This window comes from Nitratireductor pacificus pht-3B (genome assembly GCF_000300335.1).
Taxonomy (GTDB): Bacteria; Pseudomonadota; Alphaproteobacteria; order Rhizobiales; family Rhizobiaceae; genus Nitratireductor; species Nitratireductor pacificus.
Window position 1 is genome coordinate 1 of sequence record NZ_AMRM01000007.1, and the last position, 20,592, is coordinate 20,592.

A 20,592-nucleotide genomic window follows, 5' to 3' on the forward strand; every position below is an offset into this window, starting at 1 on the left:
CCATGTCGGCGCGCAGGCCGACCGTCCGGCCACCCTCCCTGCTGCCGTTGATGATGCCGACGACGCCGGTCTTGCCGAGACCCGTATGCACCTCGTCGACGCCCCATTTCCGCAACAGCTCGGCGACGATGCCGGAGGTGCGCACCTCCTCGAAGCCGATCTCGGGATGTTCGTGGAAATCGCGGCGGATCTCGGTCAGCTCATCGGCATAGGCGGCGATTTTCGGCAGTACGGGCATGTTGGTCTCCGGCGGGATCGTTGTGGGATGAGGGATGGATCAAGGATGGGCGTGCAAGGGCGTTGAGGTTCCTCAACCCGGCGCCTCACGCGCTTTTCAGTTCACGGAAATTGGCGAAGTCCCACAGCCGCCCCGGCGCCGCCTCGATCAGGGCGCGCGTGTAGGCGTGCTGCGGATTGGCGAGCACGTTGGCCGCCGTGTCGTGCTCGACCACATGGCCATGCTGCATCACCACCACCTCGTCGCAGATCTGCGCCGCGACGCGCAGATCGTGGGTGATGAAGAGGATGGCGATGCCGAGCTTCTTCTGCAGTTCGTCGAGCAGGTCGAGCACCTGTGCCTGCACCGACACGTCGAGGGCGGAGACCGCCTCGTCGGCCACCAGCACGTCCGGCTCCATGGCGATGGCGCGGGCGATCGCCACGCGCTGCCGCTGGCCGCCGGAGAACTGGTGCGGATAGCGGTTCACCGCGTCGTCCGGCAGGCCGACCAGCGTCAGGAGCTCCGCCGCCCGCTTCAGCGCCGCCTTCCTGTCGGCGCCGATGTTGAGCGGCCCCTCGATCAGGCTCCGGCCGATGGTCCAGCGCGGGTTGAGCGAGCGGAACGGATCCTGGAAGACGATCTGGATGTGCTTGCGATAAGGCCTCAGCGCGTGGCGCGACAGGCGGGCGATCTCGCGGTCGGCGACGCGGATATCGCCCTCCGTCGGATCGATCAGCCGCATGATGCAGCGGGCGACGGTGGACTTGCCCGAGCCGCTTTCGCCGACGATGCCGAGCGTCCGGCCGCGCGGGATGGAGAAACTCACGTCGTTCGCCGCCCGCGTCGCCTCGCGCCGCGCGAAGACGCCATGCGCCCCATAGGTCTTCTGCAGCCCGCTGACCGACAGCACCGCGCCGCCCTGCGGCTCGGGCCGCGCCGGGCGCGGCGTCAGGCTCGGCACGGACTGCAGCAATTGCTTCGTGTAGTCCTCCCGCGGGCGGCGCAGCAGGTCCTCGACCGGCGCATGCTCGACGATCCGGCCGAGCTTCATGACATGCACCGTGTCCGCGATCTCCGCCACCACGCCCATGTCGTGGGTGATGAAGAGGACGGCGGTTCCATGCTTCTCCTGCAATTCGGCGATCAGGCCGAGGATCTGCTTCTGCGTCGTCACGTCGAGCGCCGTGGTCGGCTCGTCGGCGATCAGCAACTGCGGCTCGAGGATCAGCGCCATGGCGATCATGATGCGCTGCCGCTGCCCGCCGGAAAGCTGGTGCGGATAGGAGCGGTGGATGCGCTCCACGTCGGGCAGGTGCACCTGGTTCATGATGTCGAGCACGCGCGCGCGCTTCTCGCGGGCGGGGAGCCTGGTGTGCGTGTCGAGCACTTCCCCGATCTGGTCGCCGACGCGCATCACCGGGTTCAGCGCCGTCATCGGTTCCTGGAAGATCATGGAGATCTTCTGCGCCCGCATCTCGCGCATGGCCTGCGGCCCGAGCTCGAGCAGGTTCCGGCCCTCCAGCCCGATGCGCCCGCCGGTCGCTTCCAGCGCGCCCTTGGGCAAGAGGCCCATGACGGAAAGCGAGGTGACGGACTTGCCCGAGCCGGATTCGCCGACGAGGCAGACCGTCTCGCCCTGGCGGATTTTCAGCGACACCTTGTCGAGCACCGGCGCCGCCGTCCTGTTGCCGGCGAGCTGGACCGTCAGGTCCTCGATTTCCAGAACGCTCGGCGCGGCGTCGAAGCTGCGGGTCTTGAACTTCATGATCCGTGCTCCGGTGTATGGGGCTGGAAGCGCTGGTGGGATGCGCCCCCCTCTGCCCTGCCAGGCATCTCCCCCTCAAGGGGGGAGATCGGCTGGCAGAAGCGCATCGCTCCTTTTGCAACGCCGGCCATTGGCGAAACCCTCGCGGCCGACCAATCTCCCCCCTTGAGGGGGAGATGGCCGGCAGGCCGGAGGGGGGTATCAGGGGACGCGGTCATTTCAAGCCTCCCGCTTCTTCAGGCGCGGATCGAGCAGGTCGCGCGCCGTGTCGCCGAGCAGGTTGATCGACAGGATGCACAGCGACAGCATCAGGCCCGGCCAGAAGATGAGCGACGGCTTCAACTGGAAATAGACCCGGCCCTCGGCCATGATGTTGCCCCAGGTGGGGATCTCGGTGGAGACGCCGGCGCCGAGGAAGGACAGGATCGCCTCCGTCAGGATCGCCGAGGCGCAGATATAGGTGCCCTGCACGATGAGCGGGGCGAGCGTGTTCGGCATCAGGTGCTGCCACAGGATCTTCGGCATGGAGGAGCCGAGCGCCAGCGCCGCCTCCACATAGGGTTCCTCGCGCGCCGACAGGACCACCGAGCGGACGAGCCGCACCACACGCGGGATCTCGGGGATGGTGATCGCCCCCATCACCGACCAGATGCTCGGCCCGTTGAGCGCCACCAGTGCGATGGCGAGCAGGATCGACGGGATTGCCATCAAACTGTCCATGACGCGCATGATGATGGCATCCGCCAGCCGGAAGAAGCCGGAGACGAGGCCGATCATGAGGCCGATCGCCACGCTGATCACGGCCGCCCCGATGCCGATCAGCAGCGAGACGCGGCCGCCCGTGACGACGCGCGAGAGCATGTCGCGGCCATAGGCGTCGGTGCCCAGCGGGTAGACGTCGCTCGGCCCCTTGAGGCGCTGCAGCGCGTCCATCGCCATCGGGTCATGCGGGACGATCAGCGGGGCGGCGAGCGTCGCGGCGACGATGACGACGAGCACGGCGGCGGCGATGAGCGGCCCGGCGCCGACGCGCCAGCCGCGCGGCAGGGCGATGGCGCCGAACAGCCATTGCAGGCGGGCTGCGGGTTGCGGACTGGCGGCCATCAGTAGCGGATCCTCGGGTCGAAGAAGGTGTAGGAGAGGTCGATGACGAGATTGATGAACACGTAGAGCCCGCTCGTCAGCAGGATCATGCCCTGGATCACGGGATAGTCGCGCGCCAGGATGGCGTCGACGGTGAGCCGGCCGATGCCGGGAATGTTGAACACGCTCTCCGTCACCACGACGCCGCCGATCAGCAGCGCGAAACCGGTGCCGATGATGGTCATGATCGGCACGGCCGCGTTGCGCAGCGCGTGGCGGAACAGGACGACCGTCTCCTTCACGCCCTTGGCGCGGGCGGTGCGGATATAGTCCTCGCCGAGCACCTCGAGCATGGAGGCGCGCGTCATGCGGGCGATCAGCGCCACATAGATGGTGGCAAGTGTCAGGCAGGGCAGGATGGCGCGCGCCAGGAATTTGCCAAAACCCTCGGAGGGCGCGGCGTAGCCCTGCACGGGAAACCAGCGCAGCTCGATGGCGAAGGCCTGGATGAACAGATAGCCGATGACGAAGACGGGTATGGAGAAGCCCAGAACCGAAAAGGCCATCACGGCGTAGTCGACCCAGGTGCGGTGCCGCCAGGCGGCAAGCACGCCCATGGGCACGGCGATCAGCACCGACAGGACGATGGTCAGGACGGCGATGTTGAAGGTCGGCCAGATGCGCTGGCCGATCATCTGCGTCACAGGCGTGTTGGAGATGAGCGACGTGCCGAGCTCGCCCTTCAGGAGCAAGCCGACCCAGGTGACGAACTGCACATGCAGCGGGTCGGACAGGCCGAGCGAGGTGCGGATGCGCTCAAGCTGCGCCGGCGTCGCCATGTCGCCCGCGATGATCGCCGCCGGATCGCCCGGCGTCAGCCTGAGCAGCAGGAAGACGAAGATGGCGACGATGGTCATGACCGGTATGACCGCCAGGATGCGCCGGATGATGTAGCCTAGCATGGGGTTTGCCGTACCCTCGGTTTCACTTCGGGATCCTTCGCACCCCCCCCTCTGGCCTGCCGGCCATCTCCCCCTCAAGGGGGGAGATCACAGCGTCGTCGTGTTTCGCTTCTCCCATCCGAAGTGAACGAAGCATCGATGACAGCCGATCTCCCCCCTTGAGGGGGAGATGCCCGGCAGGGCAGAGGGGGGGTGGGACAGGCAGGGCGGTCCTGTGAGAACCGCCCCGCTCATTCCACTGTCAGTCCGCCTTCTCGATGTTCCAGAACACCGGCACCGGCGACGGGATCATGTTGGTCAGCTTGTTGCTGCGCGCCTGCGGCACGGCATACTCGCCCAGCGGGATGTAGAGCACCTCGTCCAGATTGTGCTTCTGGATGGCGACAGCCACCTCCTTCTGCTTCTCGGGCGTGTCGGCGGCGATGAAGTCGGCGCGCAGGGCCTCGACCGCGTCGTCCTTCGGCCAGCCGAACCAGGCGCCATCGCCGCGGCCGTTGAGCATCGGGCTGATCAGCGGCGAGTTGATCTCCGGCACCATCCAGTTGGTGAAGAAGAGGTTCCAGCCGCCCTCGGCGGGCTTGGACTGGCTGGCACGGCGCGTCACCAGCGTCTGCCAGTCCATGGCCTGCATGTCGACGTTGAAGCCGGCATTGCGCAGTGCCTGCGCCGCCACCACGGGCTGCGCCGTCAGGCTGACCACGTCGGTCGGCTGCATGAGGACGACCGGCGTTCCGTCATAGCCGGCTTCCTCGAGCAGCTTCTTGGCGCCCTCCACGTCGCCGCCGGAGGTCAGCGTCTGCGATCCCGATTCGTCGCCGAGCGGCGTGCCGCAGCCGAAGATCGCCCCGCAGACCTTGTAGTAGTCGGCATTGCCGATCAGCGTGCCGAGCACGTCCTCCTGGCTGAGCGCCATCTGCGCCGCCTGGCGGATCTTCTTGTTGTCGAAGGGCGGATGCTTGAAGTTCATGCGGCCGATCGTCTGGTAGCCGAGGTCGTCGCGCGTCTCGACGGTGACGTCCTCGCTGGCCGCGAGGATCGGCAGAAGGTCGATCTGCACCTGCTCGATATAGTCGATCTCACCCGACATGATGGCGTTGATCGCCGTCTGGGCGTCCGGCATCGTGACCCATTTCACCGTATCGACCTTGACGTTCTTGCCGCCGGCCATCCAGCTCGCCGCGCCTTCGCGCGGCACGTAGTCGGCGAATTTCTTGTAGGTCACCGAGACGCCGGGCTGGTATTCTTCCTGCACGAAGACGAAGGGGCCGGAGCCGACATATTCGGTGATCGCCTCGTCCGGCGAACCGCTCGCCACGCGCTCGGGCATGATGAAGGGCGGAACGGCGGACTGCTTGCCGACCGTGTCGAGCAGAGCGGGGAACGGCGATTTCAGTGTCCAGACGATGGTCTTGTCGTCCTTCGCCTCGAGGCTTTCGGTGATGTCGAAGATGAGCTGCCCGCCGGAATCGCGCTTGCCCCAGCGCGTGAGCGAGGCGACGGCGTCCGCCGCCGTCACCGCCGCGCCGTCATGGAATTTCAGACCGTCGCGCAGGGTGAAGGTATAGACGAGATTGTCGTCGGAGATGGTCCAGTCGGCCATCTGCGGCTGCGGCTTGAAGTTCTCGTCGACAGCCACCAGCACGTCATAGATCATGTAGCCGTGGTTACGGGTTATGTGGGCGGTGGTGATGATCGGGTCGAGCACGCGCAGGCCCGAATGCATGACCGCCGTGATCGTCTTGTCCTGGGCGAAGGCGGGTGTCGCAAGACCCGCGCCGCTGACGAGCGCAGCGCCGGCTAACAGCCCCAGGGCGGCGCCCCGGGCATATCCCTTGCAGTGGTGAAGTCTCTCCTGAATACGCAACATGATGTTCCCTCATTCGTTATGGGTGGGTTCTTGCGTTCGGTGACATTCGTGCGCCCGGTTCTACTGCCACGCTTGTTGATCAGACCTCCATCGCTCGGCGTGCGTCGGCGCGCCGGAAAACAGGACCGTTGGGCGAAAGGCGCATGCCGTCGGCAAGCCGCGTCCAGGGCAGGTCGGCGGCATCGAGCGGCATCGGACCGGGCGCCGTGCAGACCAGCACCGTCTCGGCGATGGGATCGAAATCTGCGCGGAAATGCACGGAGCTCTTGTTGACGAGGATCGCCGCCTCTGTCGGCTCGATGCCGACGAAACGGTACATGGCGAGATCGGCCATCTGCGCCTTGTGGCTCGCGACGACGATCCTCACCCCACCGACTGAAAGACAGGCCGAGGGGCCGACATTGATGTGCGTGCCGCCGTAATAAGGGCCGGTCGCATGCAGGTCGCCATTCGACAGTTTCTCGACGTGGAAGGTGGCCGCCAGCGGCACGTCGCCCGGAATGCCGGACTGGCCGCCCAGAGCGATGTCGATATCGGCCCCTTCTCCGGCCTCGTGCGCCGCCTGCGCCGCGTCGGGATCGACGATCATGCCGATCGCCGCATTCGTGGCGCCGTTGCGCAGCAGCGCGCGCAGCATGCCGGTCGTGTTGGAATCGCCCCCGGCGCCGGGATTGTCCTGGGTGTCGGCGATGACCACCGGGCGGCTTGCCTCCCGTGCGATGCGCATCGCCTCCTGCACGCCCTCGTCCGGCTGGTAGGCGCGCCCGGCGAAGGCGCTCTCGCTCGCCATGATGCGCGCGTGGAGATGATCGGCGGCGCGGTCGGCCGCCTCCTGCGTCTCGCCATAGGCGAGCACCGTCTGGCCGCATTCCTCGATGTCGGCGGCGGGAAAGCCCATCCAGTAGGACATGCTGGCGACCGCCCCGGCTTCCAGCGCGGCGACCTCCGCGTAAAGGCTTTTCGCCGGCTCGATGAAGGTGCACTGCCAGGGGATCGACGTCAGATAGGGAAGCCGCCGGAATGCCCTGGCAAACGGCCTGCCGCGCTCCATCAGCCGGCCGAGCCCCTCGGCCGCGCGGCGCCCGGTCTCGGCCATGTCCACATGCGGATAGGTGCGGAAGGCGACGAGCAGGTCGGCGGCATCGACCATTCTCTGCGTCGTGTTGCCGTGCAGGTCGAGGCTGGCGGCGATGGGCACGTCCGGCCCCACCACGCGGCGGATACGGGCGAGCAGTTCTCCCTCGCCGTCGTCCAGGTGCTCGGCCACCATGGCCCCGTGCAGGTCGAGGCACACGCCGTCGAGCGCACCCGCGGCGGCGATCCCGTCCACGATCTCGCCGGCGATGCGCTCATAGGCGTCGCGGGTCACATGGGCGGAAGGGATCGCGCCGGTCCATAGCACCGGCACCATCTCCCAGTCGGCCTCCCGGCCATGGGCAACGATGCCGGAAATGCCGAGATTGACGCCCGGGCAGCGCTCCAGGATGTCCGCACCGCGCGACATCGGGAGATAGCCGCCACCCTGCACGAAATGCGCATAGGTCGCCTTCGACGGGGCGAAGGTGTTGGTTTCGTGCAGGAATCCGGCAAGCGCCACCCGCATTGTCATTCCATCCCCCAGACCGCAATGCGCCGTGAAACTCACGCGCCACCGTTTTCGCTCAACCGCAATTTTCGGATCGACGCCCGAAGAACGCGTGATAGGGTGAAGGACAAAGTATCGCTATGCGATACATTTGTATCGGTGATACGATAGGTGTGCTACGGTTGCCGAGTCAAACGGTTTTTGGAGGTGTGGCTTGCGTTACGTGCAGAGAGCCGAATACGGGGTCCCCCCGGCGACGAGCGTCGACGATGGCGACCCTCTGTTCGTGCAGGCCATCGCCCGCGCCATGCAGGTTCTCTCGGCCTTTCACGATACCGGGAAGCCGCTGACCCTGAACGAGATCGCCGCGCAGAGCGGCATGGGCCGGAGCGCCGCGCAACGCGTCGTTCATACGCTCCGGCAGCTCGGATACATCGAGCGCGACGCCGACGACCGCGGCTATGTGCCGGGCATCCGCGTCCTCGACCACACACGCGACTATCTGCGCCTCAACCCGCTGGTGGTGCGCGCTTCGCCGGTGCTGATGGAACTCCGGCGCAATGTCCGCGAGCGCGTCGATCTCAGCCTGCGGGACGGACTGCGGCTCGTCTATGCCGCGCGCCTGCAGAGCAAGCGCGAGACCTTCTTCGCCACGCTGGTCGGTCAGAGCGTGCCGATCTACTGCACGTCCGGCGGCCGCGCCGTCATGGCGCATCTGAGCGACGCCGAGGTGGACGAGATCATCGCCCGTTCGGACCGGCGCGAGATCACGCCGAAGACGATCACCGATCCCGAGGAGATCCGCGCCAAGGTGCGGGAAGCGCGCGAGAACGGCTATGCGCTGGCGCTGGAGGAGATCCTGCAGGGGGAGATCGCGATTGCCGCCGCGCTGCTCGCGCCCGACGGCACGCCGCTCGGGGCGATCCACATCGCCGGGTCGCTCAGCGAGTGGGACGCGGAAACCTATTGCCGCCGTTTCGCGCCGCTGGTGGCGGAGGCGGCCGGCGCCCTCAACCGGTTCTGATGCATGAACGGGTCTATCTCTTCGTGTTCCCGCGTTTATCGGACGTCGGATGATTCCGCCCGGCTACAAAACGCTTCAGCCGGCGCCGAGCCGCGCGGCCTGGCGCCGGCGGGCGAACTCGTAGGCGACGGCGCCGGCGATGGTGATGACGATCATGATCAGCGCCAGCGCGTTGACCGCCGGCGTCAGACCGGTGCGTACCTTGGTGGCGATGTAGACGGTCAGCGGCGTGTCGAAGCCGCGCACGAAGAGCGTCGTGTTGTAGTTCTCGATGGATTGCAGCACGGCCAGGAAGCCGGCGGCGATCAGCGCCGGTTTCAGGAATGGCAGCAGGACGCGGCGGAAGACCATGAATTTCGACGCGCCGAGACCGAGCGCCGCCTCCTCCTGCGTCGGGTCGAAGCGCTGCAGGCGGGCCGTCACCATCAGCATGACGTAGCAGATGATGAAGCTCGCCTGGGCGATGACGATCAGCATGACGCCGCCGCCGATGCCGAGCTGGCGCCACAGCACCAGCGTCGCGATGCCGATGACGACGCCCGGCGTCAGCAACGGCGAGACCATCACGGCGTAGAGGAAGCTGCGGGCGCGCGAATGCAGGCTGGTCAGCACCAGCGCCGCGGCCGTGCCGATCGGCAGCGCCACGACGACGACGCAGAAGGCGACGACGACCGACGTCCACAGCGATTGCCACATGCCGGTGTCGGTCGATAGTTCCTGGAACCACTTCAGCGTCGTCCCCTGCCACGGGGTGACGGTCGGGAAGCGGCTGGTGTTGAAGGTGGCGATGCCCATGATGGCGAGCGGGGCGAAGAGGTAGACGAAGAACGCCGCCATGTAGAAGCCGAACAGGGCGCGCGCGATGCGGTCGGCGGCGCTCATGATCTGGGCCTCGGGGTTGGGGGGAAAGCTCCACGCCGCCCCTCACCTTCGTTCCTGCAAACGGAGGCGGGAAGGGGGTCGTGCATCAATGAAAGCGTTCCTCTCCCCCGCGATGCGGGGGAGAGGAAGGGAGCCTTGCGGTCCGGGTGGCGCTGCGTCCTCACTTCGCCACCTCCGTCAGGCTGACGCGGGCGAGGCGAAGGGTGACGAGCACGACGGCGAGGCAGAGCACCAGGAGCACCAGCGCATAGGCAGCGCCGCGGTTCCAGTCGCCGCCCTCGAAGAACCAGTTGTAGATGATCTCGGTGAACCAGCGGCTGCCCGGCGCGCCGAGCAGGGCGGGCGCCACATAGCTGCCGGCGGCGAGCATGAAGGTGAAGACGCAGCCGGTGGCGATGCCGGCCTTGGCGTGCGGGATGACCACGCGCCAGTGAATGCGCCAGGTGGACGCGCCGAGATCCCGCGCCGCCTCGATCTGCGACTTGTCGAGGGATTCGATCGAATTGTAGATCGGGAACAGCATGAACAGGATGTAGGCATAGGCCATGCCGGCCAGAACGCCGCCGTCGCCATACCAGCGCACCGGCTCGTCGATGATGCCGAGCGACAGCAGGAAGGCGTTGAGCGGCCCCCGGAAGGCAAGCAGGATGTACCAGGCGAGCGTGCGCAGCACCTCGTTGATCCAGAAGGGGATGGTCAGGCCGAGCAGCACCACCGCCGCCTGATTCGGCGTCGCGTGCTGCGCCAGCCAGAAGGCGAGCGGATAGCAGACCAGGAAAGTGACCAGCGCGACCAGCGCGCTGGCCCAGACGGTCTTGAAGAAGATCGCCCGGTGCACGCCCTCATTGGCGAGGTAGAGGATGTTGTCGAGCGAATAGACGTCGCTCGGCCCGCCGATCTGCGAGGGCGGCAGGTTCGGCCTGAGCGCGTAGTCGATCATCATGACGTTCGGCGCCAGCACCATGCCGGCGAGCCACGCGCCGACCAGCGCCAGGAACAGCGTGCCGAGGCCGCCGCCGAACCGCCTGTAGAGCTCAGCCATCGGGCAGCACCACGGCGTTCGCCCGGTCGAAGCCGAACCGCGCCCGCGCGCCGATGGCCGGGGCGGCGGCAAGGTCGGTGCTGGCGATGGAGGCGATGAGCCGCTTGCCGTCGTCGGTGGCGCCGTGCGCCAGCGCGAACGCGCCCTCGAAATCGATCCGCTCGATGGTGGCCGACAGGGCGTTCTCCGCCGCATTGCCGGGTTTCAGCGCCTCGGGCCGCACATAGAGCTTCGCCTTGCCGGCGGCAAGGGCGCTGCCGGCGCGCGCGGTCAGCGTCCCGTGCGGGCTGTCGACCGTGGCGATGCCCGCCTCGATGCGCTTCACCGTGCAGGGAATGGCATTGGTCTCGCCGACGAAGCCGGCGACGAAGGGCGTTGCGGGATTGTCGTAGAGTTCGCGCGGCGCGCCCACCTGCTGCACCACGCCGGCGCTCATCACGGCGACACGGTCGGACATGGCGAGCGCCTCCGACTGGTCGTGCGTGATGTAGATGAAGGTGACGCCGGTGCGCTTCTGCAGGGAGCGCAGCTCGGCGCGCATGTGCTGGCGCAGCTTGAGGTCAAGCGCCGAGAGCGGTTCGTCGAGCAGCAGCACCTGCGGTTCGACGGCGAGCGCGCGGGCAATCGCGACGCGCTGGCGCTGGCCGCCGGAGAGTTCGCCCGGCATGCGGTCGCCGAACCCTTCGAGCGCGATCAGCCTGAGCAGTTCGTCGGCCTTCCTGCGGCGTTCCGCCTTGGCGACGCCGCGCGCTTCCAGCCCGAAGGCGATGTTCTCCCAGACGGGCATCAGCGGAAAGAGCGCCAGCGACTGGAAGATCATCGCGGTCGGGCGCTGGTTGGGACCGAGCGCGGCCATGTCCTTGCCGCCGATCAGGATCCGGCCTTCCGTCGGATGCAGGAAACCGGCGATGACCCTGAGCAGCGTGGTCTTGCCGCAGCCCGACGGGCCGAGGATGGAGAAGAACTCGCCGCCCTCGACGTTGAAGGAAACATCGTCGACGGCGCGGGTCGCGCCGAACGTCACGCCGACCTGATGCAGTTCTACGGAATGCGACATGGTCCCCCGAGTCTGCTGTTGCTGGCTGCCTGCGCTCGCCCCTCACCCTTACCCTCTCCCCGTGAACGGGGAGAGGGGGGCTTCCACGTTGCGGTCATCTTCCTTCTGCCCGCGGGCGGGGAGAAGGTGCCGGCAGGCGGATGAGGGGCGAGCGCGACGCCCGTCGCCTTGTTCCCGCCAGCCTCAGGCCGACAGGAAGCGGTCCTGGTACTCGTTGCGCTTGGAGACGAACCAGCTTTCCTGGATCGGCCACCACCACAACTTGTCCAGCGCGTCGCCCGGATAGGCGGCGGCGAAGAAGGCCTTGGCCTGGTCCGAGGTCATCTCGGCGGCGCCGACGGCGGTCGAGTTGATCGACGTGGCGTCGGAATACATGGCGCCCGCCTCCGGCGTCAGGAACCAGTTGATGAAGGCATAGGCCTGATCGAGGTTTTCCGCCCCCTTCGGGATCGCCACGCCTTCCATCCAGGCGAGCGCGCCTTCCTTCGGCGCGATGAAGCTGACCGGCAGGCCTTCCTTGCCGAGCGCTGCGGCGGTCGAGTCCCAGGTCTGGCCGATGGCGCAGCCATTGACGCGGAACGCGCCCTGCGCCTCGTTCTCGTTCGACCAGAACTGCGCGATATTGCCCTTGCGGGCGATCGCCTCGGCCAGGATCGCGTCGTAGATCTTGACCATGTTCTCTTCCGACTTGAAGGCGTCGGCCATCGGCATGGGCAGCTTGCCCTCGGCCTCGAGCCACAGGCCGAGACCGACCAGGCCCGAATGGCCGCGCACGGTGGCCTTGCCCTGCATCTCCGGCTTCCAGATGTCGCCATAGGATGCGGTGCCGTATTCGAGCGGCGCCTGGTCCTTGTCGAAGGAGATCGCCTCTGTGCCCCAGTCGGTCGGCACCTGGTAGCGCTTGCCGTCGATCACGGCGCCGAGATTCTCGGAGTTCTTCCAGGCGCTCGGCAGGCACTTGTCGACGTTGACCTTGCTCTCGTCGATCGGCTGGACCAGCTCGAACTCGACATAGTTCGGCACGCGGTCGACCGTCGGCCAGATGATGTCGAAGCCGCCGCCATTGTTGGCGCGGAGCTGGTTCAGAAGCTCGTCATTGGTGCCGTAGGGCGTGTACTTCGCCTTGATGCCGGTCGATTTCTCGAAGGCGGCCAGCATGTCGTCGTTGAGATAGCCGGCCCAGGCGAAGATGTTGACGGCACCGGACGACCCTTGCGCATAGGAGCGCGAGATGAAGGGAGCGGCGAGCGACAGTCCGGCGACGGAAGCCGCGCCCTTTATGAAATTGCGTCGTTTGATCAGTGTCATGAAAAGCACTCCCATTGTTCCGTTGCATTGGTGATCGCAGCGGTTATTCCCGCTATGTTACAGTGCGATGAACCCGCGGCAACAAAAAAGCGTGGAGCCTGTCGGGCGCGAATTCAGGAGGAGAGTGCATGCTGCGCAATCTGGACCCGCTCCTCTCACCCGACCTGCTTCATGCGCTGGCGGCGATGGGGCATGGCGACGAGATCGTCATCGTCGATGCCAATTTTCCGGCGGAGGCGACCGCCCGGCGCCTGATCCGGCTCGACGGCCTGCCGGCTCCGCGCGTGCTGACGGCCATTCTCAGCGTTCTGCCGCTCGACACCTTCGTCAACCATCCCGCGATCAGCATGCAAATGGTCGATGATCCCGAAGGATCTCCGCCGGTGGTCGCCGAGTTCCAGAAGGTGATCGACGAGGCGGCGGACAATCCCGCCCGCATCCGGCCGCTCGAGCGCTTTGCCTTTTACGAGCGGGCGCGCAACGCGTTCGCCGTGGTGCAGACCGGCGAGCGCCGCTTCTACGGCAACCTCATCCTCAAGAAGGGTGTCGTCCCGCCCGAGGAGAAAACGCCGGCCGCTCAGCGGCGGCGCAGGAGATAGGTGTCCATCAGCCAGCCCTTGCGGCTGCGGGCCTCGCGCCGCGCCTCGACGATGGCCGCGGCGACCTCCTTCAGGCGGCCGGCGATGGCGATCTCGTCCTCCGTGCCGAGATAGGCGCCCCAGTAGATGTCGAACGCGTCGCCCGGCAGGGTTTCGAAGGCGCAGTTGCCGTCGAGCATGACGAGCAGCGTGTCGGCGTTCGGCGGGAAGCCTTCGGCGCGCAGGCGGCGGCCGGTGGTGATCTGGATCGCCCCGCCGATCGTGTTGATCGGCATCCGGTGGCTTGCCGCCAGCGCCTGCAGGCTGGTGATGCCGGGCACCACCTCGAGCGCGAAGGCCGCGTCCGTCTCCACCCGCAGGCGCTCGATGATGCGCAGCGTGCTGTCATAGAGCGACGGGTCGCCCCAGACGAGGAAGGCGGCGTGGCCGTCCGCGCCGATGTGCTCGGAAAGCAGGTCCGCATAGAGCCGCGCGATGGCCGCATGCCAGTCGTCCACGCCGTCGCGATAGGACGGATTGCCGGCGTCGCGCACCGGCAGGTCGAACGTGACGATGCGCGTCTCAGGATTGTCGAGGAACCGTTCGCAGATGGCGCGGCGCAGATCGGCGAGGTCTTCCTTGGCCTCGCCCTTGCGCGGGATGAGGACAATCTCCGCGCGGTTCAGCGCCTTGATGCCCTGCACCGTCATGTGCTCGGGATTGCCCGTGCCGATGCCGATGACCGAAAGCGTCCGCACCAGCCTATCCCTCCGAAACGCCGGCCTCGGCGAAGGTCGCCATGCCGTTGTGGCAGGCGAGCGCGCCGCGCAGCACGTTGATCGCCAGGCACGCGCCCGAGGCTTCGCCGAGCCGCATGCCGAGGTCGAGCAGAGGCGCGAGGCCGAGCGCCGCGAGCAGCTTGCGGTGGCCGGGTTCGGCCGAGACATGGCCTGCGATGGCATGCGCCAGCCCCGCCCCGTTCAGCCGGGCGAGCGGCGCGACGGCGGCCCCGCAGACGAAACCGTCGAGCAGGACCGGGATGCGCCTTTGCCGCGCGGCGAGCGCCGCGCCGAACATCGCCGCCAGCTCGCGTCCGCCGAGACAGCGCAGCACGGCCAGCGGATCGGCAAGCACGTCCGCGTGGCGGGCGAGCGCCATGTCGACCGCCTCGGCCTTGCGGGCGAGGCCGGCATCATCGACGCCGGTGCCGCGCCCGGCCCAGTCGGCGCCCTGCCCGCCGAACAGGCCCGCCGCGACCGCCGCCGCCGCCGTGGTGTTGCCGATCCCCATCTCGCCGAGCGCGACGAGATCGGCGTCGGCCGGCACGGCGTCATGGCCGGCCCGCACGGCGGCGAGGAAGGCGGTCTCGTCCATCGCCGGCGCCTGGGTGAAATCCTCCGTCGGGTGGTCGATGTCGAGCGGCGTCACGGTCAACGTCGCGCCGGCCTGCCGGGCGAGTTGATTGATCGCCGCGCCGCCGGCGGCGAAGTTCGCCACCATCTGCGCTGTCACCTCCGCCGGAAAGGCCGACACGCCGCGCGCGGTGACGCCATGCGCCCCGGCGAAGACCAGCACATGGACACGGTCCAGCTCGGGCAGGGCGCGGCGCTGCCAGCCGGCCAGCAGGACGGCCGCGTCCTCCAGCCGGCCGAGGCTGCCCGGCGGCTTGGTGAGCACCGCCTGGCGTGCAGTGGCGGCGCGGGCGGCGTCCGTGTCGCCATCGGGCAGGGCGCGGCAGGCGGCGCGCAGGTCTTCGACGGTGGAGAAAGCGGTCATGGAGCGGTCCTTCAGGTGAGATGGAGTGTGGCGGCGACGAGGACCAGCGCCTCGGCCCCCTGCTGCAGCGCGCCGAGCACGTCGCCGGTCTGGCCGCCGATCTGCCGCGCGGCGAGACGCCTGACGAGGAAGAGGGCGATCGCCAGCAGGGGCGCGGCGACGAGAAACAGGCCGGGTCCGGCGGCAAGCAGGACGAAGCCGCCGATCAGCAGAGCCGTGACGACAGCCATGCCGCCCGGTCTGCCCGCGCCCGCCGAGACCCCATCGGCGCGTGCCGGCGGCAGGAGGCGCATCAGCGCCGGCATCAGCGCGCGCGAGGTGGCGTGGGCTGCGAGAAGGGCGGGAAAGGCGGCCCAGCCGAGCGTGGCGAGCGCCGACCAGCGCAGCAGCAAGGACAGCCCCAGCGCCGCCACGCCATAGGCGCCGATGCGGCTGTCCTTCATGATGGCGAGCTTGCGCTCGCGGGTCGTTCCGCCTCCGAAACCATCGGCGACATCGGCCAGCCCGTCCTCATGCAGCGCGCCGGTGACGAGCAGCGTGGCGGCGAGCGTCAGCGCCGCGGCGACCGTCGCCGGCAGGCTGAGCGCCAGCGCTGCCAGCATCGCCGCGCCGCCGATGAAGCCGACCAGAAGGCCGGCGACGGGTGCTGCCCATTGCGCTTCGGCGAAGCCGCGCGCCGGCATGGCGAAGGCCGGCAGTGGCAGCCGCGTGTAGAAGCCGATGCAGGCGGCGATGTCGCGAAGCGGCGAGAGGGCCGGGCGTGGTTCGCTCATGCCCTATCCCCGTGCGATCGCGTGGAAATAGGTGCCGGTCACCCGGCCGCGCCGTGCGCCCGAGGGGCCGAGCGCGCGGCCCTGGCCGTCCGCCAGTTCGGCGAGCGGCGCGTCGGCGCCGGGGTCGACCAGCCGCGAATAGTGGAACTCGTGGCCGCGTATGGTCGCGCCGGCTGCGCCGATGGGGCAGTCGGCCAGCAGGCGCGCCTGCCGGTAGCCGAGATTCATCTTGCGCTTCGCGTAGCTCGTGACATGACCGAGCAGGCCGAGCATGGGATGGGTCACGCCGTCGGCATCTTCCAGAGCCTGGCCGAGCACCATGAACCCGCCGCACTCGCCATGCACGGGGCGGGTCTCGGCGAAGGCCTGCATGCCGGCGCGGAAGGTCCCGGCGGCGGCGAGCGTTGCCGCGTGCAGCTCGGGATAGCCGCCGGGGAGCCAGCAGGCATCGGCGGACGCGTCCGGCGCCTCGTCGGCGAGCGGCGAGAAGGGCAGAAGCTCGGCGCCGGCCGCGCGCCAATGCGCCGCCACATGCGGGTAGACGAAGCTGAAGGCGCGGTCGCGGGCGATGGCGATGCGCTGGCCGGGCGGCGGCAGCATCTGCTGTGTCGTTCCCGGGGCAATCGCCAATGGTTGCGCCGCGTCGATCACCGCGTCGAGGTCGATCGATTTCTCCATCACGTCGGCGAGGCGTTCGATGAAGGCTTCGAGCGCATCGTGCTCGCTGGCCTGCACCAGTCCCAGATGGCGCTCGGGAAGCGCCATGTCCGGATTGCGGTGCACCGCGCCCAGCACCCTGATGCCGGCGGCCTCGATGGCCTGGCGCGCCATGGTCTCGTGCCGCTCGCTCGCCACCTGGTTGAGCACCACGCCGGCGATCGGCACGCGCGCATCGTAGGTGACGAAGCCCGTGGCGAGCGCCGCGGCCGTCTGCGACTGGCCGGAGACGTCGAGGATGACAAGGCACGGCACGCCGTAAAGGCGCGCGATATCGGCCGCAGCCCCGGATCGTCCCGGTTCCGAAACGATACCGTCGAACAGGCCCATGGCGCTTTCGATGAGCAGCATGTCGGCACCCGCCGCCTGCTTCCCGGCCAGATGCGCCAGCAGGTCGGGATGCATCGCCCAGCTGTCGAGATTGACGCCCGGATGGCCGGTGGCGGCGGTGTGGAAACCGGGGTCGATATAGTCGGGACCCGACTTGGCGCCATGGACGGCAAGCCCGCGCCGCTTCAGCGCGCGCATCAGGCCGATGGTGACGCTGGTCTTGCCGGAGCCGGAGCGCGCCGCGCCGATGATGAGCGCACGGGCGGTCACCGGAGCTGCTCCCGGAGCGCCACGATGCCGCCGACGACGATGATCGCCGGCGAGCCGAAACCCTGGCGTTCCGCCTCTTCGACCAGGTTGCCCAGATCGGCGGTGAGGATGCGTTCGCGCGGGGTTGTCGCGTCCATGATCAGCGCGGCCGGCGTTTCGGCGGCAAGTCCGCCTTCCGTCAGCGCCGCGACGATCAGCTTCAGCCTGTGCATGCCCATATAGATGACGATGGGCTGCCCGGTCCGGGCGAGCGCCGTCCAGTCGAGATCGTCCGGCGTTCCGGCGGCGTGGCCGGTGGCGAAGATGACGGCCTTGTTCACGCCGCGCATGGTTGCCGGGATGCCGGCATCGGCGAGCGCGCCGACCGCCGAGGTGATGCCCGGCAGGAAGCGGAACGGAATGCCGGCGCGGGCGAGCACGAAGGCCTCCTCGCCGCCGCGTCCGAACATGTTCGGATCGCCGCCCTTCAGCCGCAGGACGCGGCGGCCCGCCCTTGCCTCCGCGACCAGCAGCCGGTTGATCTCGTCCTGGCTTGTCGAGGGCTGCCCGGCGCGCTTGCCCACATAGTGATGCGCGGCCTGCGGTGCGGCCTTCAGCACGGCGGGATCGACCAGCGCATCGTAGACGACGCTGTCGGCCTCGGAGAGCGCCGCCAGCACGCCGAGCGTCAGGCATGAAAGCCCGCCGGGGCCGGCGCCGGCCAGCCAGACGTGGCCGGGTTCGAAGTGTTCCGGCGCGAAGCCGAGCCGGTCGAGGGCGGTGATCGTGCTCATAGGCCCTCGCGTCCGCGGAAGCGGCGTTGGTATTCGGCGCTGTAGAGCGCGCTTTCGCGAAAATCCTCCGCCGCCAGGCCCGGCCCGACGAAGATCAGCGCCGTGCGGTCGATGGGATCCTTCGCCACCGCCGCCTCGATGGTGCCGAGCGTTCCGCGCAGGATGCGCTCGTCCGGCCAGGTGGCGCGCACGACGATGGCGACGGGGCAGTCCGCGCCGTAGAAGGGCGTCAGCTCGGCGACGACGCGGTCGAGCGCATGGATCGCCAGGTGGATGGCAAGCGTCGCTCCGGTGGCGGCGAAGCCCGGCAGCGTCTCGCCCGCAGGCATTTTTGAGGCCCGGCCCGAGATGCGCGTCAGGACGAGGCTCTGCGCCACCTCGGGAATGGTCAGCTCGCGGCCGAGTGCGGCGGCGGCGGCCGAGAAGGACGGCACGCCCGGCGTCAACGTATAGGGGATGCCCAGCCGGTCGAGCCGGCGCATCTGCTCGGCGACGGCGCTCCACACGGAGAGATCGCCCGAATGCAGCCGAGCCACGTCGTGCCCCGCCGCGTGGGCGGCCATATACTCGGCCTCAATCTCCTCCAGCGCCATCGGCGCGGTGTTGACGATGCGTGCGCCTTCCGGGCAGTGCGCCAGAAGCTCCGGCGGCACCAGAGAGCCGGCATAGAGGCAGACGGGACAGCGTCCGATGAGGTCGCGCCCGCGCACGGTGATGAGGTCGGCGGCGCCGGGGCCGGCGCCGATGAAATGAACGGTCATGGTTGGTTTCCGGTTATGGCGATGGCGCAGGTGGCGCCGTTGTGGACGTGTCTCGGGCCGAGCAGGCGGCCCACTGGACCGCAGGCGGCAAGGGCGGCGGCTTCGCTGGCGGAGCCGGCGCCGGTGGCGCGCAGCGAGGCGCTGGAAGTGGTGAGGCAGCGCGGCGCGGCGTCCCGAAGGGCGTCCTCGTCGGGAACGATCAGCGGCAGACCGAGACGGTGCGCGACCTCGCGGAAAGCCGGTTCGCCCTCCTTGCGCGGCACGGTGGCGAGCGCCGACAGCACGGCGCGCGTTAGCCCGTGCGCGCCGAGCGCCCGGTCGATGGCCGCCAGCACCGTGTCGGGCACGACATCGCTCCTGCTTCCCAGCCCGGCGCAGATCATGGCTTGCTCCAGCGCCATTGCAGGACGGGCAGCGACGGCCGCAGCGCCGTCATGCCGCCGACCGACGCGGCGCGGGCGATGGCGATCTCCACCAGGTCACCGCCGAGCGCCGCATGGCGCTCGAGCAGGACGGCCTGCATCTCCAGGGTCACCGCATTGGCGACGAGCCTTCCGCCGGGCGCGAGCGCCGCGACGGCGGCGTCCATGACGCCCGGCGCGCTGCCGCCGCCGCCGACGAAGACCGCGTCGGGCGCGGGCAGGTCGCCGAGCGCCTGCGGTGCCGCGCCGGTCACCACGCGGAGATCGGGCACGCCGAACGCTTCGGCGTTGCGGCCGATGCGCCCGGCGCGCGCCGCGTCGGCCTCGATGGCGATGGCCGAGAGCGAGCCGTGCTGGCGCATCCACTCGATGGAGACCGAGCCGGATCCCGCGCCGATGTCCCAGAGAAGCTGGCCGCGCCGGGGCTGCAGCGCGGCCAGCGTCACGGCGCGCACTTCCGGCTTGGTGATCTGGCCGTCATGTTCGAACAACGCATCGTCCAGCCCCGTGCCGAGCGGCAGGACGCGGGCCTGCGGCGCGGCGACGACCTCGATGGCGATGACGTTGAGATCGTCGAAGCGGCGATCCCCGACCGTCCCTGCCGTGAAGGCCGCGTGGCTTTCGCGCGGCCCGCCCAGCGCTTCGAGCACATGGAAACGGGAACCGCCGAAACCCGCCTCGGTCATGAGCGCGGCGATCGCCGCCGGCGCCTTGCCGTCGGAGGTGAGGGCGAGGATGCGGCAGCTCGGATGCAGCAGCGGGCGGATCGGGGCGATGGGCCTGCCATGCAGCGACACCGTCTCCACCGCTTGCAGCGGCCAGCCGAGCCGGGCGGCGGCGAGGCTGAAGGCGGAGGGTGCGGAAAGAACGCGCATCTCGCCGGCGTCGATGCGCCGCGCCAGCGTCGCGCCGACGCCGAATTGGAACGGGTCGCCCGACGCGAGGACGCAGACGCGACGGCCGTGCAGCGCTTCGATGGCGTCGATGGCCTTCTCGAACGGCGACGGCCAGGGGCATCGCTCGCCGGCGATCAGCGCTTCCGCCAGCGCCAGATGGCGGTGGCCGCCGAAGACGAATTCGGCGTCGCCGACCGCATCGCGCGCGGCGCTGCTCAGGCCCGCTACACCGTCCTCGCCGATGCCGACGATGGTGAGCCACGGACGGGTGCCGGAGTTCTTGGGAGAGACGGGCTTCATCGGCTTCTGGGCGCGCGCGGCGCGCGGCACACCCCCCTCTGGCCTGCCGGCCATCTCCCCCTCAAGGGGGTAGATCGGCGGTGGGATGGGTTTCGCCGATCGCGAGCGAATCCGACCCCTCCCCTCAAGGGGGAGGGAAGAAAGTCGCCGCGCTTCATCATCCCCCTCCCCCTTGAGGGGAGGGGTAAGGGGTGGGGGTAC

The 20,592-nt window shown here is 68.8% G+C and carries 19 protein-coding genes and 1 pseudogene; 2 read left to right on the top strand and 18 right to left on the bottom strand.

Annotated features, from left to right (window positions below; translation table 11 throughout):
- The 6 genes and pseudogenes from NA2_RS07615 to NA2_RS07640 all read right to left on the bottom strand — a co-directional run.
- Positions 1-238: pseudogene (locus tag NA2_RS07615) on the bottom strand (amidohydrolase); the annotation flags it as partial.
- A gap of 85 nt (positions 239-323) precedes the next feature.
- Positions 324-1,985 carry an ABC transporter ATP-binding protein gene (locus NA2_RS07620; protein WP_008595978.1) on the bottom strand — a complete coding sequence of 554 codons (1,662 nt, stop codon included), beginning with the start codon at positions 1,983-1,985 and terminating at the stop codon, positions 324-326.
- A gap of 219 nt (positions 1,986-2,204) precedes the next feature.
- On the bottom strand, positions 2,205-3,089 hold the full coding sequence (locus NA2_RS07625) for an ABC transporter permease (RefSeq protein WP_008595979.1): 885 nt from the start codon (positions 3,087-3,089) through the stop codon (positions 2,205-2,207).
- Positions 3,089-4,030 (bottom strand): ABC transporter permease, encoded by a 942-nt coding sequence (locus tag NA2_RS07630; RefSeq protein WP_008595980.1) that lies wholly within the window; start codon positions 4,028-4,030, stop codon positions 3,089-3,091. The genes NA2_RS07625 and NA2_RS07630 overlap by 1 nt, the downstream gene beginning before the upstream one ends.
- Positions 4,031-4,271: 241 nt before the next feature.
- Positions 4,272-5,897 carry an ABC transporter substrate-binding protein gene (locus NA2_RS07635; protein ID WP_008595981.1) on the bottom strand — a complete coding sequence of 542 codons (1,626 nt, stop codon included), beginning with the start codon at positions 5,895-5,897 and terminating at the stop codon, positions 4,272-4,274.
- A 79-nt stretch (positions 5,898-5,976) separates the two neighbouring features.
- Positions 5,977-7,506 carry a M81 family metallopeptidase gene (locus tag NA2_RS07640; RefSeq protein WP_040677162.1) on the bottom strand — a complete coding sequence of 510 codons (1,530 nt, stop codon included), beginning with the start codon at positions 7,504-7,506 and terminating at the stop codon, positions 5,977-5,979.
- 190 nt (positions 7,507-7,696) lie between these two features.
- Here NA2_RS07640 and NA2_RS07645 point away from each other — a divergent pair, with 190 nt between their 5' ends.
- The gene (locus NA2_RS07645) at positions 7,697-8,506 is read left to right on the top strand and encodes an IclR family transcriptional regulator (protein ID WP_008595983.1); all 810 of its coding nucleotides are present in this window, start codon (positions 7,697-7,699) and stop codon (positions 8,504-8,506) included.
- A gap of 75 nt (positions 8,507-8,581) precedes the next feature.
- On the opposite strand, the gene NA2_RS07650 is transcribed toward NA2_RS07645, so the two are convergent.
- The 4 genes from NA2_RS07650 to NA2_RS07665 all read right to left on the bottom strand — a co-directional run bounded on the left by NA2_RS07650 (position 8,582) and on the right by NA2_RS07665 (position 12,795).
- Positions 8,582-9,388: an ABC transporter permease gene (locus tag NA2_RS07650; RefSeq protein WP_008595984.1), complete on the bottom strand. Its 807-nt coding sequence runs from the start codon at positions 9,386-9,388 to the stop codon at positions 8,582-8,584.
- Positions 9,389-9,548: 160 nt separating this feature from the next.
- Positions 9,549-10,430: an ABC transporter permease gene (locus NA2_RS07655; protein ID WP_008595985.1), complete on the bottom strand. Its 882-nt coding sequence runs from the start codon at positions 10,428-10,430 to the stop codon at positions 9,549-9,551.
- Positions 10,423-11,487: an ABC transporter ATP-binding protein gene (locus NA2_RS07660; RefSeq protein WP_008595986.1), complete on the bottom strand. Its 1,065-nt coding sequence runs from the start codon at positions 11,485-11,487 to the stop codon at positions 10,423-10,425. The genes NA2_RS07655 and NA2_RS07660 overlap by 8 nt, the downstream gene beginning before the upstream one ends.
- 183 nt (positions 11,488-11,670) lie before the next feature.
- Positions 11,671-12,795, bottom strand: coding sequence for an extracellular solute-binding protein (locus NA2_RS07665; protein WP_040677215.1), 1,125 nt, complete (start codon positions 12,793-12,795; stop codon positions 11,671-11,673).
- A 128-nt stretch (positions 12,796-12,923) separates the two neighbouring features.
- Between NA2_RS07665 and NA2_RS07670 the strand changes: the two genes are divergently transcribed.
- A complete protein-coding gene (locus NA2_RS07670) occupies positions 12,924-13,394 on the top strand; it encodes an RbsD/FucU family protein (protein WP_008595988.1) in 471 nt (156 codons plus the stop codon).
- Here the strand turns inward: NA2_RS07670 and cobF are convergent.
- From cobF to NA2_RS07710, 8 genes are read right to left on the bottom strand one after another with little or no spacing between them, the layout of a single operon-like run.
- The gene (gene cobF / locus NA2_RS07675) at positions 13,373-14,131 is read right to left on the bottom strand and encodes a precorrin-6A synthase (deacetylating) (protein ID WP_008595990.1); all 759 of its coding nucleotides are present in this window, start codon (positions 14,129-14,131) and stop codon (positions 13,373-13,375) included. The genes NA2_RS07670 and cobF overlap by 22 nt on opposite strands.
- 4 nt (positions 14,132-14,135) lie before the next feature.
- The gene (cobT, locus tag NA2_RS07680; RefSeq protein WP_008595992.1) at positions 14,136-15,149 is read right to left on the bottom strand and encodes a nicotinate-nucleotide--dimethylbenzimidazole phosphoribosyltransferase; all 1,014 of its coding nucleotides are present in this window, start codon (positions 15,147-15,149) and stop codon (positions 14,136-14,138) included.
- A gap of 11 nt (positions 15,150-15,160) precedes the next feature.
- On the bottom strand, positions 15,161-15,922 hold the full coding sequence (gene cobS / locus NA2_RS07685) for an adenosylcobinamide-GDP ribazoletransferase (protein WP_008595993.1): 762 nt from the start codon (positions 15,920-15,922) through the stop codon (positions 15,161-15,163).
- 3 nt (positions 15,923-15,925) lie between these two features.
- Positions 15,926-17,239, bottom strand: coding sequence for a cobyrinic acid a,c-diamide synthase CobB (locus NA2_RS07690; protein ID WP_008595995.1), 1,314 nt, complete (start codon positions 17,237-17,239; stop codon positions 15,926-15,928).
- Entirely contained in the window at positions 17,236-18,012 is a 777-nt protein-coding gene (cobA, locus tag NA2_RS07695) for a uroporphyrinogen-III C-methyltransferase (protein ID WP_008595996.1), read from the bottom strand. Before cobA ends, NA2_RS07690 begins: the two co-directional genes overlap by 4 nt.
- The gene (gene cobM / locus NA2_RS07700) at positions 18,009-18,773 is read right to left on the bottom strand and encodes a precorrin-4 C(11)-methyltransferase (protein ID WP_008595997.1); all 765 of its coding nucleotides are present in this window, start codon (positions 18,771-18,773) and stop codon (positions 18,009-18,011) included. The genes cobA and cobM overlap by 4 nt, the downstream gene beginning before the upstream one ends.
- Complete coding sequence (locus tag NA2_RS07705; RefSeq protein WP_008595998.1) at positions 18,770-19,156, bottom strand: cobalamin biosynthesis protein; 387 nt, start codon at positions 19,154-19,156, stop codon at positions 18,770-18,772. Before NA2_RS07705 ends, cobM begins: the two co-directional genes overlap by 4 nt.
- Positions 19,153-20,391, bottom strand: a complete 1,239-nt coding sequence (locus tag NA2_RS07710; protein ID WP_040677218.1) for a bifunctional cobalt-precorrin-7 (C(5))-methyltransferase/cobalt-precorrin-6B (C(15))-methyltransferase — start codon at positions 20,389-20,391, stop codon at positions 19,153-19,155. The genes NA2_RS07705 and NA2_RS07710 overlap by 4 nt, the downstream gene beginning before the upstream one ends.
- Positions 20,392-20,592 lie beyond the last annotated feature (201 nt).

What these genes read in the sequence shown, in the direction of transcription:
- NA2_RS07620 (WP_008595978.1), bottom strand. Translation starts at nt 1,985, where the DNA reads ATGAAGTTCAAGACCCGCAGCTTCGACGCCGCGCCGAGCGTTCTGGAA.
- NA2_RS07625 (WP_008595979.1), bottom strand. Translation starts at nt 3,089, where the DNA reads ATGGCCGCCAGTCCGCAACCCGCAGCCCGCCTGCAATGGCTGTTCGGC.
- NA2_RS07630 (WP_008595980.1), bottom strand. Translation starts at nt 4,030, where the DNA reads ATGCTAGGCTACATCATCCGGCGCATCCTGGCGGTCATACCGGTCATG.
- NA2_RS07635 (WP_008595981.1), bottom strand. Translation starts at nt 5,897, where the DNA reads ATGTTGCGTATTCAGGAGAGACTTCACCACTGCAAGGGATATGCCCGG.
- NA2_RS07640 (WP_040677162.1), bottom strand. Translation starts at nt 7,506, where the DNA reads ATGACAATGCGGGTGGCGCTTGCCGGATTCCTGCACGAAACCAACACC.
- NA2_RS07650 (WP_008595984.1), bottom strand. Translation starts at nt 9,388, where the DNA reads ATGAGCGCCGCCGACCGCATCGCGCGCGCCCTGTTCGGCTTCTACATG.
- NA2_RS07655 (WP_008595985.1), bottom strand. Translation starts at nt 10,430, where the DNA reads ATGGCTGAGCTCTACAGGCGGTTCGGCGGCGGCCTCGGCACGCTGTTC.
- NA2_RS07660 (WP_008595986.1), bottom strand. Translation starts at nt 11,487, where the DNA reads ATGTCGCATTCCGTAGAACTGCATCAGGTCGGCGTGACGTTCGGCGCG.
- NA2_RS07665 (WP_040677215.1), bottom strand. Translation starts at nt 12,795, where the DNA reads ATGACACTGATCAAACGACGCAATTTCATAAAGGGCGCGGCTTCCGTC.
- NA2_RS07670 (WP_008595988.1), top strand. Translation starts at nt 12,924, where the DNA reads ATGCTGCGCAATCTGGACCCGCTCCTCTCACCCGACCTGCTTCATGCG.
- cobT (WP_008595992.1), bottom strand. Translation starts at nt 15,149, where the DNA reads ATGACCGCTTTCTCCACCGTCGAAGACCTGCGCGCCGCCTGCCGCGCC.
- cobS (WP_008595993.1), bottom strand. Translation starts at nt 15,922, where the DNA reads ATGAGCGAACCACGCCCGGCCCTCTCGCCGCTTCGCGACATCGCCGCC.
- cobA (WP_008595996.1), bottom strand. Translation starts at nt 18,012, where the DNA reads ATGAGCACGATCACCGCCCTCGACCGGCTCGGCTTCGCGCCGGAACAC.
- cobM (WP_008595997.1), bottom strand. Translation starts at nt 18,773, where the DNA reads ATGACCGTTCATTTCATCGGCGCCGGCCCCGGCGCCGCCGACCTCATC.
- NA2_RS07705 (WP_008595998.1), bottom strand. Translation starts at nt 19,156, where the DNA reads ATGATCTGCGCCGGGCTGGGAAGCAGGAGCGATGTCGTGCCCGACACG.
- NA2_RS07710 (WP_040677218.1), bottom strand. Translation starts at nt 20,391, where the DNA reads ATGAAGCCCGTCTCTCCCAAGAACTCCGGCACCCGTCCGTGGCTCACC.